We start from the raw sequence: 14,420 nt of genomic DNA on the forward strand, positions 1-14,420 counted from the left end.
CTCTGCCGCGAACTCTTCCCACTCCTCTGCCCCCATTGACATATAGAAGCTTCGAAACCCGTCAGTCGCAGGTGCGCGGGCCTCGATACGCGGAGCCGCTTCGCGTCTGCGCTACTCGACCGGCACGCGTTCGCCGTTCGTTCACTCTCCCGTTCACCCCCGTATGGACGGCGTCAGTAGGTTTCGATTCATGAGACGTTCCCTCTCCCTCGTCGTCGCTGCCGTCGCAGCATCCGCCGCCGTCTGCGCCGCGCTCGCGGTGCCCACGACTGTCCAGGCCGCCGATGCCGCATCCGTCAAGATCACCGAGTGGATGTACAACCCGGTGAGCTCGTCGGGAGAGTACGTCGAGTTCACGAACCTCGGCGCGGCACCGGTCAGCCTCGCCGGCTGGTCGTTCGACGACGACAGCAGGACGCCCGGCACGGTGCCGCTCGACAGCCTCGGCACGCTCGCCGTCGGCCAGTCGGCGATCATCACCGAGTCGGCGGATGCCACCTTCCGCACCGAGTGGAGTCTCGGCGCCGACGTGAAAATCCTCGCCGGCAACACCACCAACCTCGGCCGGGCCGACGAGATCAACCTTTTCAACGGCCCGGATGCCGTCGCGAACCTGGCCGATCGTCTCACCTACAACGACCAGGGCACGGGCACCGTGAAGGGGCCGCGCACGCAGGGCGTCGCGGGCATCCCTAAGACGACTGCCGCACTCGGCGCGAACGACGCGTCCCAGTGGCAGCTCTCCGCGGTCGGCGATGCGGAAGGTTCGCGGACCTCCACCGCGGGCGACATCGGATCGCCCGGCACGAGCCGGTTCGGTGCGGGCGCACCGACCAACCCCACCGATCCGACCGGCCCGACGGGCCCGCCGGCACCGACGCTGAACTGCCAGCCGGAGGCACCCTCGGGCACGGGGACCCTCCCCGCGAGCGCGCTCGCTCCCGCCGCCTGGCCCGGCAGCGCATCCGTCGCCGTCGCCGACCCGCGGTGCGCCTGGAAGACCACCACCGGACCCGAAGGTCGTGATGTCAGCGGGCTCGTCTTCGACCCGAGCAACGCCAACGTGCTCTACAGCGTCAAGAACAAGAGCTGGGTGTTCCGCATGGTGAAGCAGGGCGACACGTGGGTGGCAGACACGAGCAACGGATGGGGCGCCGGCAAGCAGATCTTCTTCCCGGGCAGCACCGACACGCAGACCAACCAGCCCGACTCCGAGGGCCTCACCATCGGCGCGGATGGCGCGCTGTACGTCACCACAGAACGCAACAACGCCGCCAACACCATTCCGCTCAACTCGATCCTGCGCTTCGACCCGGCGCAAGCCGGCACCCAGCTCGTGGCGACGGACGAGTGGAACCTGACCGCGGAGTTCCCCGAGCTGCACGCCGGCAACAAGACCGAGGCGAACCTCGGCTTCGAGGGCGTCACCTTCGTGCCCGACGGCTACCTCACCGGCAACGGATTCGTCGACCAGTCGACCGGAAAGGCCTACAAGCCGATCGACTACCCGAAGCACGGAACCGGCCTGTACTTCGCCGCGCTCGAGAACGACGGCAAGCTCTACGCCTACGCCTTGAACAACGACCACTCCTTCCACCGCGTGGCCGTGGTCGACACCGGCATGGGTCACGTCATGGACGTGTCGTTCGACGCCGACACCCAGCGCATCTGGGCTCTGTGCGATAACACCTGCGGGGTCACCTCGACCGTCCTGAAGGTGAGTGCGACCGGCTCGATCGTTCCGGATGTCGCCTACGCCAAGCCGGCCCCACTGCCGGTCAACAACCTCGAGGGGTTCGCCCTGGCGCCGAACTCGACCTGTGTCGGTGGCACCAAGGAGGTCGTCTGGTCGGACGACGGCATCTACGGAGCGGGACCGGGCACCGCATCCGAAGGTCACGCGCTCTACAGCGGCCGCATCGACTGCGACCTCGGGCTCGGCGGGCAGGGAGTGCCGAAGCCGGCCGCCTGGGACACGGGCACGGCGTACGCCAGCGGCGACCTGGTCAGCTACGGCGGCTCGGTGTTCCGGGCGCTCTGGTACACCCGAGGCGAGACGCCCGGGGGCAGCACCTACGGCGCGTGGGCCGAGATCGCGATCGCGTCCGACGGCTCCACGCTCTGGACGGCCACGGGCGTCTTCACCGCAGGCGATGTGGTGGTCTACCAGGGCCGCACCTTCACGGCGCTCTGGTACACCCGCGGCACAGCTCCCGGCGGGGTCGGCGGACCATGGAGCGAGATCGTTGCCCCCACGACCCCCGGCGGCGTGCCCGCCTGGAGCCCCGCGACCGTCTACACCGGCGGCGACAAGGTGAGCGGCTCGGGCCATATCTATCAGGCTCAGTGGTACACCGTTGGCACGGCGCCCAGCCAGACCTCCCTGTGGGGCGTTTGGAAGCTCATCGGCTGAACGTCGGCGGGGCGTCCTAGTCTCGGAGCGTGGCCACTCTCGACGACCTGCGCCGCACGGCCGAGCGGATGCCGGGCAGTGAGGAGCGCTCGACGACGGGCGGCGCCGCCTGGTTCGTGCGCGGCAAGCCGTACGCATGGGAGTGCCATCCGTGGCCGAGCGTCCCGGCGGACATGCGGGAAGTCATCGCGGCCGAGCTCGTCGTGGGCGTGAAGGTCGCCGATCAGGTGGATGCGCTCGCGCTGGTCGAGATGATGCCCGACGTGTTCCTGCGCACGACGACGCCGTGGGGCGAGCCGAAGGTGGCCTTCCGCATGGCCGGAATCGACGATGACCACCTCATCGAGCTGGTCACCGAGGCGTGGCGAATGCAGGCGCCGAAGTACCTGCGTCGTGAGTTCGACGGCGAGGACGGTTAGCGGTCACGTCGGGCGCGACCGCGGAGGCCGGACGCCTACTACGCCAGCTCAGGTACGCCCATCTCCTCGAGGACGGTGATGGAGCATCCGTCGGCCCAGCGCAGGTGATGGTGACCTTCCACCATTCCGAGCGCCTCGTTCATGGAGGCCGCCTCGAGGATCGACATGCCGATGATGTCGTCACGCCCATCGTCAACGCCCGTCGACGTCACGCTTCTCGCGTGGCTGAGCGGCCGCCCCGGGTCGATGAGGGCCGGACCTAGTCGCGTCGACCAGTCGACCCACTCCTGAAGGCCGAGGGCGGCCTGCTCCGGCGTCGCCTGCGCGAAGCGCTGAGCGACATCGAGAGGGGCGTGGTAGAGAACGATGTACCTGCTCACAATGACTCCTTCTGTTGTGGTGCTGGGGCTATCGCGGTCCGGAGCGCTTCGGTGATCGAAGTGAGACTCTCGGTCGCCGCCGCGAGTCGAGAGGGACCGATGGTGACGACGACATCGTCCGACCAAGCCAGCTGGCGGGAATAGATGGCTTCCAGCATCTGCTCACCACCGGGAGTCAGCCCGACGAGCTGAGTGCGACGATCGCGATCGTGGGGGCGGAACTCGAGCAGGCCTTCGCGCACCAGCACGTCGGCGATGCGCTGCACGCTCTGCCGTGCGTGCCCGATGTCGCGGGCCATGTCTGCCACGGTCGTCGGGTGGTGAGCGCGACCCAGTACCTGCCAACGTGCGCTGCTCTGGCCCATGGGCGCGACGATCGTCTCACCGGCCTCGATGAGCAGCGCGTTTAGTGCGAAGGCGGCGGTCGCGAACTGCGTCCAGTCGTCAGCCGGTGGGTCAGGACGCATATGGGTAGCGTAGGCCAACTGACAGCGTACTGTCAATACCCACGTCGCCCGCATCGCGACGGAGCGTGATGTTGGCTGTGAGTGTGGGGTGAGACCCTGTCGTTCACCGCCGGTCGCGACATATCGTTGAGTATCGTTCACGACGCGACGAAGGAGATCACCATGGCCAACTCATTCCCCACCGGCGGATTCGGAACCGGAAACCCCCTCGAGGGCATCTGGCAGAAGATGGAGGAGTTCCGCTCGACCTTCGAGAAGCGCGCCGGCTCGCGCGTCGGGCGCGGAGACGTTCGTGCGGCAGTGCTCGCCCTCCTCGCGGAGCAGCCGATGCACGGCTACCAGATCATCCGTGAGATCGAGGAGCGCAGCGGCGGCAGCTGGAAGCCCAGCGCAGGCTCTGTCTACCCGACCCTGCAGCTGCTCGCCGACGAGAACCTCATCACGTCCGAGGAGTCCAATGGGCGCAAGACCTACTCGCTGACCGAGGCCGGGCGTGCAGAAGCGGCCAGCGCCAGCGACTCGTCGCCCTTCACCTCCCCCGATTCGAGCGACGACACCGGCTTCTCGGCCTTGCCGAAGGCGGGCATGCAGCTCGCCCGTGTGGCCGCCCAGGTGAACAGCGAGGGTTCGCCCGAGCAGATCCGGGCAGCCGTGCAGGCCCTGGATGACGCGCGGCGTCGACTTCACTCGATCCTCGCGCAAGACTGACGAGGGTGGCATCAGAACCCCGAGGTAGCGAAACCCCGGGCGCGAGGGACACTCGCGCCCGCTACCGCCGCATCCTCCGATTCGCCGGCTGGAATCTCGCCCTCACGTGGTGGTTCGAACTGCTGCTGCCTCGCATCGGGCTCGCGAAGGTCGCCGAACGCTCGCGATCCAAACGGATGCGCCGCTTCGCTCAGCGCTTCCACGTTCTCGCGGTCGACCTGGGGGGGCTGATGATCAAGGTCGGGCAGTTCATGTCGTCGCGGCTCGACGTGCTGCCCCCCGAGATCACGACGGAGCTCGAGGGCCTGCAGGATGAGGTGCCGCCGGTCCCGTTCCCGGCGATCCGGGCGCTTGCCGAGGCTGAGCTGGGCTTGCCGCTCGAGCGCGCATTCGCCTCGGTCGATGAGATGCCGGTGGCCGCCGCATCCCTCGGTCAGGCGCACCGCGCCGTGCTCGGCCCGATCGATGCGGCCGATACCGGGCTCGACGCCGTCGTCATCAAGGTGCAGCGACCCGGCATCGACGCGATCGTCGAGACCGACCTCGCGGCCCTGCGCCGAGTCGGCGGGTGGCTGAGCCGCGTTCGCCTCGTCTCCGACCGGGTGGATGCGCGGGCACTCGTCGAGGAGTTCGCCCTCACGAGCCGCGAGGAGATCGAATACCTGCATGAGGCGGGCAGCCTCGAGCGCTTCGCGGCCGACTTCGCCGACGATGACCGCGTGGGCGTTCCCGAGATCGTCTGGGAGCGCACTACCCGGCGCGTGCTCACTCTCGAGGACGTGACGGCGATCAAGATCACGGATGCGGAGGGCCTCCGCGCGGCGGACATCGATCCGGCGCACGTGGCACCGGTGTTCGCCGCGGTCATGTTCGATCAGCTGTTCACCAACGGGTTCTTCCACGCCGACCCGCATCCCGGCAACATCTTCATCACGCCGGGTCCCGTCGGCGTGGGCGACGAGCGAGGGTGGAAGCTCACCTTCATCGACTTCGGGATGATGGGCGAGGTGCCGCCCGGAACCCGCCGTGGCCTGCGCAAGCTGTTGATCGCTGCGGCCTCGCGCGACGGCAAGGGCCTGGTGGACGCCATCCGCGACCTCGGTGTGCTGCTCCCATCGGCCGAGACGACGGAGCTCGAGCGGGCCATGACCCAGCTCTTCGCGCGCTTCGGCGGCATGGGGTTCGCCGAGCTGCGCGAGGTGGACCCGCGTGAGTTCCGCGATTTCGCCGTGCAGTTCGGCGACGTCGTGCGCTCGCTGCCGTTCCAGCTGCCCGAGAACTTCCTGCTCATCATCCGAGCGATGTCGCTGACCTCGGGGGTCTGTAGTGCTCTCGACCCAGGGTTCAACCTCTGGGACTCCATCGAGCCGTACGCGTCGAAGCTGCTGCGCGACGAGCGCGGCAACGTGGTCCAGGATGTCGCCAAGCAGGCGCTCGAGGTCGCTGGCCTCGCGTGGCGCCTTCCGAAGCGCCTGGACGCCTTGGTCACCCGGTTCGAGGACGGATCCGTTGCGACGGTGAGCCCTGCACTCGAGCGTCGTGTCGCCCGGCTCGAGCGCACCGCCCGGCGCGTGGTGTCCGTGCTCGTGTTCGGCATCCTGCTCATCGCCGGTGCTGTCGTGCGGGCGGATGACGTGGTGCTCGGCTCGGTGCTGATGATCGCGTCGGTCGGGCCGCTCCTGTTCGCGCTCTTCGCGGGTCGCCGCCCGCGCTAGTGCACCGTGCTCGGCGTCCGTGATCTGACCCGGTCTATGCCAAGCTCGACCCATGGTGAGTCCTGAGGCTCGCACCGAATGGGTGCAACTCACCGGTCAGCCGCCAGGCCTCCAATCGCTCATCGTGGGCATTCCGGGAGCCTGGTTGATCGGTGCCCTCGTCATCCTCCATCTCGCGCGGCCCGTCATCTTCCTCTGGGTCGCCGGCCCGTGGCGATGGCTCGCCACCATCGCAACAGCCGTCGTTCTGTTTACGCTGATCGCTGCGGCCACGGTTCTCTATCTGCGAGTGCGCTATCCGAGTGCTCTCGCCGACCTGGCCGGCCACCGCATCCGCGCTGGGGGCAAGACCGCCGACTTCTCGGACCTCACCACGGCCCGCTTGCTCGTGAGTGCATCGAAGACGCGGCGCCTGCTCTATCTCGAACTCAGCACGGGCCAACCCCGCGGTCTTCGCGTTCTCGTGATGCTGCGAGACCGGCAGGGACGACCGATCGACCCTGCCGCGGCCGTCCACCTCGGAGAGGTCATCGGCTCCTCCCGCATCGCAATGCCCGATTCGCCCGACGACCCGTCGGGAAGGTTCGCGCACTACAACTTTCCGAACAACGTCAGCAAGGAGGAGGCGCTTGCGCTGGTTGCCGACCCGCCCCGATTCACCGATGCGCTCCCGATTCCGCCGGGAAAGTGAGAGCCAGCGCCGACTGCGCGTGGTGCCGCTGCGTTCGCCGCCAGCGGCTCGTCAAGGGGCACGGGCCGGATGCCACCCCGACGTACGCTCGAACGACGACGTGAACGGAGCGCAACCATTCAGACCTTCCTGCCGTACCCCGAGTTCGACCTGAGCATGGCGGCACTTGACACACCGCGCCTCGGCAAGCAGCGCGTCGAGACGCTGCAGGTGATGCGGGCCCTCACCATTGCGGGCTATGGGTGGCAGAACCACCCGGTGGTGCGCATGTGGCGTGGCTACCGGCCGGCACTCATGGCCTACCAGGACGCCACCTGCGACGAGTGGGAGGCGCGCGGCCACGTCGACACCTGCCGCCTCAAGACGCTGATCGACCTTGAGGCCGTGACGGAGGATGCGGCGGCGTACCGCGCTGGAACCTACGACCTGCCGCCGTGGTTCGGCTCGGAGGAAGTGCACCGATCGCACCGGTCGAACCTGCTGCGGAAGGACCCGGTGCACTACGCCGAGATGGCACACGATGTGCCGGCGGATCTGGCATACGTGTGGCCGTCGGCATCCGTCTGAGGACTGCTCTTCGGTCAGCCGACCTCGACTTTACGGTCGATGCACCTGCCGAGCTCCTGTTCGACTTCGCTAACCGCTGCCAGCGGCAGGGTCTGGAGCTGAATAATCTGACGCCCTCCTCTCCGCCGCCGATGCGTTGTACACGACTCCTCCACAGCGCGAGGGCGACGAGTGTTTCTGACAGCGTGTGCATAACTTATTCCTGATCAGGTGGGTATACCGGTCGTTCAATGTCGGTAGGTGCTGGTTGACTTTTCTTATGGAAGAGGCGACGGCAATACTCGAACGAGATGTGGAGTCCGTGCGTTCCGCATGGCTCGGCAGCTTGCCCGCCTTCGGAGCCGTCGACTCGTCGCCGGACGCGGCCGTCGAGTGCATGAGCTCCTCCGGCCTGATGGCGGTGAACGACGCTCTCGCACAGACGCGTCGCGATCTGGACGCCCTGCACATCCGCATCGCTGGTGCCATCGCCCATCGTTCCGCGCCGGAGCTCGGGCGCGACGGAATGGCGAAGCAGCAGGGATACCGGAATGCTGCTGCACTTATCGCGGCTGCGACGGGCGGCTCAGGCGCTGAGGCGGCCCGGCTGATCTGCGTGGGCGTGGCGACGGCCGAGCGGTCATCATTCTCGGGGCAGCGGATGGCTCCGTGGCATCCCCACGTAGCGGAGGCCATGAAAGGCGGATGCCTCAGCCTCGACTCGGCGGCCGTGATCACGGAGATGCTCGACCGGGTGGCGCCGCGAGCCGACCATGAGGAGTCGATGAAGACGGAGAGGACCCTCGCCCGGCGTGCGCCGTCGCTCACCCTCGAACAGGTGCGACGGCTGGTGAAGCACGCCGAGGCCAGGCTCGACACCGACGGCGTGCCGGAACGGGAAGACACCCTGGCGGCGGCGTCGTGGCTGCGGATCCGACAGGAGGCGTCTGGCTCCGTGCTCTTCAGTGCTCGGCTCGATCCGGTGAACGGTGCGTGCCTGAAGACGGCGGTCGAGACTCTGGTCACCGCTGAGATTCGTCGGGCTCGGGATGCCGACCTGTGTAGCGGATCGCATCCATCGCGGAGTATTCCCGCCCTGCAGGCCGATGCCCTCAGCGTGATCGCCCGCCACAGCCTGAGCTGTCGGGAGACCGTCGCGCCCCTCGACCTGGCCACCATCATCGTGCGCTGCACGCTCGATGATCTCCGCTCGGGCTCCGGGGCGGCGATGATCGACGGGATCGACCAACCGATCAGCATCGGCACGGTGCGCAGACTCGCCGCCCAATCGGGCATCATCCCCATGGTTCTGGGCGGCGAGAGCGAGATTCTCGATCTCGGCCGCACCCAACGACTCTTCAGCGTCGCGCAGCGGATTGCACTCGGAGAACGCGACGGAGGCTGCTCGTTCTGTGGCATGAGTGCGGCGTACGCCGAGGCACACCACATCCGCTGGTGGGAACGAGACGCTGGGCCGACGGATCTCGATAACGGGGTCCTCCTCTGCCGGGCCGATCATCAGCGCATGCATCACGACGGGTGGGAGGTGCAGGTGCGCCGAGGTCGGGTCTCGTTCATCCCGCCGCCGCACGTCGACCCGGGGCGGATCCCTCGGCTCGGCGGCCGGGCGCGGTTCGATCATGCGGCCGGCGAACGCAGCTGATCGGCCTCCGTCTGACGGCTACAGAAACGTCGCGACGGTGAGCTTTGCACTCGAGCGTCGCGTTGCCCGGCTCGAGCGCACCGCGCGCCGGGTCGTGTCGGTGCTCGTGTTCGGCATCCTGCTCATCGCCGGTGCCGTGATGCGGGCGGATGACGTGGTGCTCGGCTCGGTGCTGATGATCGCCTCGGTCGTGCCATTGCTGTTCACGGTCTTCGCGGGTCGCCGCCCGCGCTGAGCGGTATCTCGTCAGAGACCCGTACCGAGTTTGCTGAGGCCGGCCACGATCACCTCGGTCACCAGTTCTGCGTAGCGGCCGTCAGGATCGAGATCGGGATCGAAGACCGTCACGGATGCTCCGATCGCGTCCGGCGCGAGACGGGTCAGCAGCGCGGCGAGTTGTGAGGTGTCGAGTCCTCCCGGATCGGGGCTGTCCACCGCCGGCATGATGCTCGCGTCGAGCACGTCCACGTCCACCTGCAACCAGTACCCACGACCAGCCACCCCGTGCGTCTCGGCCACGACATCCGCAAGGTTCCGCTCGATCGCGTCCGCGGCGGAGACCACGAGCCCAAGAGCCTCACGGGCTTCCGGAGCCTCCTCGTCGTCGTTCCGGTGCCCGATATGCACCGTGCGTCGTCGATCGAAATACGGGCTACGACCGTCGATGTCCGCGATCGCGGGCCAGTGCAAGCCGACCGCGGCCGCGAGGTCCTCACCGGCGACACTGGCGCAGGCGTCACTGTTGCCCGGATGTCTGAAATCGGTGTGGCCGTCGACATGCACCAACCCCGTCCCACCCCGCTGAGAGAGCGCCAACCCGATCCCGATGAGAACACTGCAGTCACCGCCGATAACCAGCGGGATGTCGCCGCTGTCCAGGATGCTCATGAGCCTGACAGCGAGACGCCGCGCATGGTCCACCAGTGCTGCCTCATTGCGCACATGGCCAGCTGGCCGGGTGTCATCATCGTCGAGGTAACGACCGCACACCAGGACACCCGCATCGACGGCTCCGCCATCGAGGAGCCGGCGGAACAGCCCTGCCTCACGCAACGCCTCCGGCGCCTTCGCCGCGCCCGGGACGCTCCCGCGCTGAGGCGGACGAAGACCGAGATTGCTGGGAGCAGATACAAGCGCGATCATCACTAGAGCCTTCTGCTTACCTGAAGAACTGACGCAGGGCGGCTGCGATTTCGTCCGGACGTTCCTCCGTCAGGAAGTGACCACAGTCTTCGAGGACCAGCGACTCGACGGCGGATGCTGCGCCGGATGTGAGATTCTCGGCGACCGCGGAGCCGAAGACCTGGTCGCCGCCAATGGCAAGAACCGGCACATCCAACGGCGTCGAGGCGAACCGAGAGTTGTGGGCGATTTCCCGCTCCGCCTGCCGGTAGAGCTCGAAGGCAGCGGTCATGGCCCCCGGTTGTCGATAAGTGCGCACGTACTCATCCGTAGCTGCAGGCGTCGGGACCCCCGCGGTGGCCGAGAACGCTTCATAGAACCAACCCAGATACTCGGATTCCCTTCCCTCCACGAGAAGCTCGGGAAGGTCTGGAATCGCATGGAAATCGGCGAACCACGCTGAGCGACCGCCGCCCGATTCGGTCCACGGACCAGCGGGCATGGCTTCCAGAACTGCCAGTTTCCGCACGGCGGTAGGATGCTCGGCGGCGTAGGCGAAAGCGATAGAACCACCCCAGTCCTGACCCGCAAGAAAGACGGAATCGAAGCCCAGCTGGTTGACGAGCTCGGCGATGTCGGCGGCCGAGCTGGGCACGTCGTAGCCCTCGCCGGGACGAGCGGAATCGCCGAGTCCGCGCAGATCGACCGCGATGACGGTGTAGTCGAGGGCAAGGCGAGTCATGACCTCTCGCCAGGCGTACCAGGTGTCGGGGAAACCGTGCAGGAGAACCACCGGATCGTTGGACCCGCCGCGAACGTAGTGCAGCTGCGTTCCGCGGACGTGAGCGTATTGATGACGGAAGCCCGCTGGCGCGGCTGCCGGGGGTTCCATGGGCGCCCAGCGAGTCACGCGTAATACCTGCTCGGGATCCTCCACCAGTTGACGAACACGCTCCAGGAAGCGGCGAGTGTGTACGAGCTCTGCATGCCGATCGAGATCAGCTTGGCTGGCCCAGATCTCGTGCCCGGAGAATTTCCGCGCGTCGGCGGGGTCTTCACCGAGATCGAACCTCACCGGTCCGGGCGATTCGGCATGGGTTTCACCGGCGAGCTCGAGGACGGCTTCGCGCAGCTCGGCTTCCCGTCCCTTCTTCGCCAGAATCTCAACGATTAGTTCCACCTGTTCGGTCATCGATCTTCCCCTCGAGAATGGTGCGGAAACGTCGTCTCGGCCCGAACACGTCGCATCAACGGGCACGGCTGCCTGCGTCTGCCTGAGGCGAAGCTGACGGGCGAGCTGGGTTAAGGGCGCGCCGGATTAGTCGCGGCGCCGTCCAGCCAGAGCGCGTCGCTCGGATCGCTGTGCGCGGTGCCGGAGTCGACGTGCTTCTGACTGATCTGGGGGCCCTTGGTGATGACGTGCACCAGAGCCATCGCGTGCCCCTGCCCGAGCGAGTAGTCCTCCTTCAGCCACGCGACGATGGGCGCGGCTTTCGTCGATTCGTCGAAACCGCGTTCGTGGGCGAGGTCGACGAACTGCCGCGGAGTGAGGCCGGTCTTGGCCTCGATGTTGTCGAGATAGGACTGGAACGACATGGCATCCTCCTTCGGATCGGCGGCGATCCGCCCCGAGCACGATGCCAGCATTGCGCATCGGCATCCGCACCGACAGGGTTTCGACGTTGATCGAGACCCTTGTCGGCGCGGATGGGGCGCGTCAGCTGATGAGGCTCAACAACCGCGGAATGCGGATGTCGACCCAGACCAGGCGGTGATCGCTGCTCGGGAAGGGATAGACGCCGGTGAGCCGAGACAGCGGGTCGGACTGCTGCGGCCAGAACACCCCCGCATCCCGTACCTGGATGCCGAGCGACGGGAGCACGTAGTCTGCGCGGAGGTTGCCCGGCGCGGTGTCGGCGAAGTCGGCGGTGTCGTACTTCGGGTCGCCGCGCTGAGTCGTGTTGGCGACGCCCTGCAGTTGCGAAGCCTCCGGACCGCCGGCGGATGTCGCCTTCGGGTCGACCACGCGCCAGCTGTCGAGGAGCTGGTTCACTGCAGCGTCGACCGAGTCCCCATCGAGCGGATCGGCGTTCTGGTCACCCATGATGACGAAGGGCGCGAGCGGCGACAGGCCGCCGCGACGGCCCGCGTCATCCGTGATGTAGTTCGCCTTGAAGGGCGAGATGTAGTCGGCCCAGAAGCGGATCTCATCGTGGTTGCGGCGACCGTTGCGATCTTCCGGCCCGTCGAACGTTGGCGGAGTCGGATGCGACGCGAGCACGTGCAGGGTGGCCTGGCCGACCTTCACCGGCACGTCCCAGTGCGACGTGCTCGAGAGGCGCACGACGTTCAGCTCCTCCGGCGTGTACCAGTCGGCGGGGGCGGCGGTGGTGGGGTCGTCGGGCAGGAGGGCGCCGGGCATGTCCTTCCAGAGGAACTTCTGGAACGTGCGCACCTTGTCGGTCGCGATGGGGAACTTCGACAGTATGGCCATGCCGTACTGCCCCTCGAACGCGCCGAAGCCGAGCGCGTCGTCCCCGCCGCCGATCGTGCCGTCGTTATTGAGGTCGAATCCGCTCGGGATGCCGGTGTTCGATGGCGCGACGAACGCGTACGGGAAGGTGACGGGGTTCGCGCCCTCTTGGCTCACCTCGAGGTAGTCGTGGCGGAACGCATCGACCGCGCGGTTGTCTGCCACGTAGTCGAACTCGTTGAGCAGAATGATGTCGGGGCCGACCGCTGGATGATCTCGGCGACCGTGCGCGCCTGGGCGTTGGCGCCCGTGGCGAGGTCGGCTTCGAGCTGGCCGGGCGCCGAACGGTTGAGCGACAGGTTGAAGGTGGCGACGCGCAGATTCGTCGCGGACGGAAGGGTGAACCCGGAGGCGACGGATGCCGGAGCCTGCGACGAGACCGACGCGCTCGCGGCAGTGGCTGTTCCGGCGCCGAGCGTGGCGGCGGCGAGCCCGCCGAGGACGACGGCGGCGATCGTCGTGATGATCGGACGCGGGCCGGGCATGCGGACTCCTTCGTTCGGCGGCGAGCTCGGTGCTCTCCCCCAAACTAGGGGTGCGAAGTGGCCGGCGGGAGAACCGCGGGTGTCCGATCGCGATCTCGGCGGACGTGTCTCATCCGCGAACCGGGCGTATCGTCGATGGCATGTGCCGGAACATCCGATGCCTTCATAATTTCGAGCCAGCCACGACCGACGACGAGGTGCGGGAGGCCGCCCTCCAGTTCGTCCGAAAGGTCAGCGGGTCGACGCGTCCCTCGCGCGCGAATGCGGAGGCGTTCGACCGGGCGATCGACGAGATCGCCGAGGCCACTCGGCGGATGCTCGACCAACTCGTCACGATCGCGCCGCCGAAGAGTCGCGAGGTGGAGGCGGTCAAAGGTCGGCAGCGGCACGAGAAGCGCATGGAGCGCGAGGTCAGAATCCGCACGGCGCCGGCGGCGGAACCCTCGGCCGCCCTTGTCTGACGGAGTTCGGCAGGTCAAGATCGACGCATGACCAAGTACCTCATCTCCTTTCCCAGCCGAGCGATGGTGGTGACGGAGGAGGAGTTCCCGGATGTCGTCGCCGACTCGCATGCCGTGATCGAGGAGGCCAAGGCTGCCGGCGTGTACGTGTTCGGCGGCGGGTTCGATGAAGGCGTGAGCCCAGCGTTGGTCTCCGCCGACGGGACGATCAGCGCCGACACCTACTCCGACGTCCAGATCGACGGCGGGTTCACCGTCCTCGAGCTGCCCGATCGAGCGGCCGCCGAGGAATGGGCCCGCAAGATTGCGGCTTCGTGTCGCTGTCCCCAAGAACTGCGGGAATTCATGTACGACCCGGCGAGCTGAACCGGCGCGGTCAGTCCGCTGCGACCTTTCGCGACGGGTGGTACATGAACTCGATGCGGATGCCGTTGTCCTCCTCGACGAACGACGCGTAGTAGCGCTCGCTGAAGCGCGGATAGGGCTTGGGCTCGCGCACCGCCGTCCAGCCGGCATCCAGGGCGATCGCGTGCAGGCGGTCCACCTCGGCATGCGTCTCGACGGCGAAGGCGAGGTGCTGCCATCCGACCCGGCCATGCTGGTGGGGGCCGCTGCCCGTCTCTCGGGCGGGGAAGAGGATCAGCTCCGACTCGCCCTCCCTCCACCAGGAGACGGAGTTCTCGGCATCCGTGCGCTCGCAGCCGAGCGCCTGCATGATCGGGTCGAACTGCGCGATGCCGCGGGGAAGGTCGTCGACGGTGATTCCGAGGTGGTCGAGGAGGGGCACTCGGCCATCCTATGAGGAGCGGCGGTAGGG

16 protein-coding genes and 1 pseudogene are annotated in these 14,420 nt (G+C 67.5%); 10 read left to right on the top strand and 7 right to left on the bottom strand.

Features of this window, described 5'->3' with window-relative positions:
• Positions 1-190 precede the first annotated feature (190 nt).
• Together E6C70_RS13110 and E6C70_RS13115 are read left to right on the top strand one after the other, a co-directional pair.
• Entirely contained in the window at positions 191-2,413 is a 2,223-nt protein-coding gene (locus E6C70_RS13110; RefSeq protein WP_136425007.1) for a carbohydrate-binding protein, read from the top strand.
• Positions 2,414-2,442: 29 nt separating this feature from the next.
• The gene (locus E6C70_RS13115; protein WP_136425008.1) at positions 2,443-2,832 is read left to right on the top strand and encodes an MmcQ/YjbR family DNA-binding protein; all 390 of its coding nucleotides are present in this window, start codon (positions 2,443-2,445) and stop codon (positions 2,830-2,832) included.
• 38 nt (positions 2,833-2,870) lie between these two features.
• Here the strand turns inward: E6C70_RS13115 and E6C70_RS13120 are convergent, their stop codons facing one another.
• On the bottom strand, positions 2,871-3,212 hold the full coding sequence (locus E6C70_RS13120) for a YciI family protein (RefSeq protein ID WP_136425009.1): 342 nt from the start codon (positions 3,210-3,212) through the stop codon (positions 2,871-2,873).
• Positions 3,209-3,679: a MarR family winged helix-turn-helix transcriptional regulator gene (locus tag E6C70_RS13125; RefSeq protein WP_168770956.1), complete on the bottom strand. Its 471-nt coding sequence runs from the start codon at positions 3,677-3,679 to the stop codon at positions 3,209-3,211. Before E6C70_RS13125 ends, E6C70_RS13120 begins: the two co-directional genes overlap by 4 nt.
• Positions 3,680-3,841: 162 nt before the next feature.
• Here E6C70_RS13125 and E6C70_RS13130 point away from each other — a divergent pair, with 162 nt between their 5' ends.
• From E6C70_RS13130 to E6C70_RS13155, 6 genes are all read left to right on the top strand, one after another.
• Complete coding sequence (locus E6C70_RS13130; protein WP_136425011.1) at positions 3,842-4,387, top strand: PadR family transcriptional regulator; 546 nt, start codon at positions 3,842-3,844, stop codon at positions 4,385-4,387.
• 5 nt (positions 4,388-4,392) lie between these two features.
• Positions 4,393-6,102: an ABC1 kinase family protein gene (locus tag E6C70_RS13135; protein ID WP_136425012.1), complete on the top strand. Its 1,710-nt coding sequence runs from the start codon at positions 4,393-4,395 to the stop codon at positions 6,100-6,102.
• Positions 6,103-6,154: 52 nt separating this feature from the next.
• Entirely contained in the window at positions 6,155-6,793 is a 639-nt protein-coding gene (locus tag E6C70_RS13140) for a hypothetical protein (RefSeq protein WP_136425013.1), read from the top strand.
• 69 nt (positions 6,794-6,862) lie between these two features.
• Positions 6,863-7,360 (top strand): MSMEG_6728 family protein, encoded by a 498-nt coding sequence (locus E6C70_RS13145; protein WP_235833464.1) that lies wholly within the window; start codon positions 6,863-6,865, stop codon positions 7,358-7,360.
• Between the two features lie 301 nt (positions 7,361-7,661).
• On the top strand, positions 7,662-9,002 hold the full coding sequence (locus E6C70_RS13150; protein ID WP_168770957.1) for an HNH endonuclease signature motif containing protein: 1,341 nt from the start codon (positions 7,662-7,664) through the stop codon (positions 9,000-9,002).
• A 37-nt stretch (positions 9,003-9,039) separates the two neighbouring features.
• Positions 9,040-9,237: a hypothetical protein gene (locus E6C70_RS13155; RefSeq protein WP_328590857.1), complete on the top strand. Its 198-nt coding sequence runs from the start codon at positions 9,040-9,042 to the stop codon at positions 9,235-9,237.
• 11 nt (positions 9,238-9,248) lie between these two features.
• Here E6C70_RS13155 and E6C70_RS13160 read toward each other — a convergent pair whose 3' ends face one another.
• The 4 genes and pseudogenes from E6C70_RS13160 to E6C70_RS13175 all read right to left on the bottom strand — a co-directional run bounded on the left by E6C70_RS13160 (position 9,249) and on the right by E6C70_RS13175 (position 13,142).
• Positions 9,249-10,145 (bottom strand): arginase family protein, encoded by an 897-nt coding sequence (locus E6C70_RS13160; protein ID WP_136425015.1) that lies wholly within the window; start codon positions 10,143-10,145, stop codon positions 9,249-9,251.
• A gap of 16 nt (positions 10,146-10,161) precedes the next feature.
• The gene (locus E6C70_RS13165) at positions 10,162-11,316 is read right to left on the bottom strand and encodes an alpha/beta fold hydrolase (protein WP_136425016.1); all 1,155 of its coding nucleotides are present in this window, start codon (positions 11,314-11,316) and stop codon (positions 10,162-10,164) included.
• A gap of 110 nt (positions 11,317-11,426) precedes the next feature.
• Positions 11,427-11,720, bottom strand: coding sequence for a DUF4287 domain-containing protein (locus E6C70_RS13170; protein WP_136425017.1), 294 nt, complete (start codon positions 11,718-11,720; stop codon positions 11,427-11,429).
• Positions 11,721-11,841: 121 nt separating this feature from the next.
• Positions 11,842-13,142 (bottom strand): annotated as a pseudogene (locus E6C70_RS13175) (endonuclease/exonuclease/phosphatase family protein).
• A gap of 140 nt (positions 13,143-13,282) precedes the next feature.
• Here E6C70_RS13175 and E6C70_RS13180 point away from each other — a divergent pair.
• Both E6C70_RS13180 and E6C70_RS13185 read left to right on the top strand, forming a co-directional pair.
• On the top strand, positions 13,283-13,603 hold the full coding sequence (locus E6C70_RS13180; protein WP_136425018.1) for a DUF2277 domain-containing protein: 321 nt from the start codon (positions 13,283-13,285) through the stop codon (positions 13,601-13,603).
• Positions 13,604-13,630: 27 nt separating this feature from the next.
• A complete protein-coding gene (locus E6C70_RS13185) occupies positions 13,631-13,969 on the top strand; it encodes a YciI family protein (RefSeq protein WP_136425019.1) in 339 nt (112 codons plus the stop codon).
• 10 nt (positions 13,970-13,979) lie between these two features.
• Here E6C70_RS13185 and E6C70_RS13190 read toward each other — a convergent pair whose 3' ends face one another.
• Positions 13,980-14,390: a VOC family protein gene (locus E6C70_RS13190; protein WP_136425020.1), complete on the bottom strand. Its 411-nt coding sequence runs from the start codon at positions 14,388-14,390 to the stop codon at positions 13,980-13,982.
• Positions 14,391-14,420 lie beyond the last annotated feature (30 nt).

Origin of the sequence: Orlajensenia flava (assembly GCF_004801905.1) — a bacterium.
Classification (GTDB): Bacteria; Actinomycetota; Actinomycetes; order Actinomycetales; family Microbacteriaceae; genus Orlajensenia; species Orlajensenia flava.

Excerpts from the sequence above, each read along its gene's own strand:
- E6C70_RS13145 (WP_235833464.1), top strand. The coding sequence starts at position 6,863 with ATGCCACCCCGACGTACGCTCGAACGACGACGTGAACGGAGCGCAACC.
- E6C70_RS13130 (WP_136425011.1), top strand. The coding sequence starts at position 3,842 with ATGGCCAACTCATTCCCCACCGGCGGATTCGGAACCGGAAACCCCCTC.
- E6C70_RS13140 (WP_136425013.1), top strand. The coding sequence starts at position 6,155 with ATGGTGAGTCCTGAGGCTCGCACCGAATGGGTGCAACTCACCGGTCAG.
- E6C70_RS13170 (WP_136425017.1), bottom strand. The coding sequence starts at position 11,720 with ATGTCGTTCCAGTCCTATCTCGACAACATCGAGGCCAAGACCGGCCTC.
- E6C70_RS13185 (WP_136425019.1), top strand. The coding sequence starts at position 13,631 with ATGACCAAGTACCTCATCTCCTTTCCCAGCCGAGCGATGGTGGTGACG.
- E6C70_RS13125 (WP_168770956.1), bottom strand. The coding sequence starts at position 3,679 with ATGCGTCCTGACCCACCGGCTGACGACTGGACGCAGTTCGCGACCGCC.
- E6C70_RS13110 (WP_136425007.1), top strand. The coding sequence starts at position 191 with ATGAGACGTTCCCTCTCCCTCGTCGTCGCTGCCGTCGCAGCATCCGCC.
- E6C70_RS13180 (WP_136425018.1), top strand. The coding sequence starts at position 13,283 with ATGTGCCGGAACATCCGATGCCTTCATAATTTCGAGCCAGCCACGACC.
- E6C70_RS13165 (WP_136425016.1), bottom strand. The coding sequence starts at position 11,316 with ATGACCGAACAGGTGGAACTAATCGTTGAGATTCTGGCGAAGAAGGGA.
- E6C70_RS13160 (WP_136425015.1), bottom strand. The coding sequence starts at position 10,145 with ATGATCGCGCTTGTATCTGCTCCCAGCAATCTCGGTCTTCGTCCGCCT.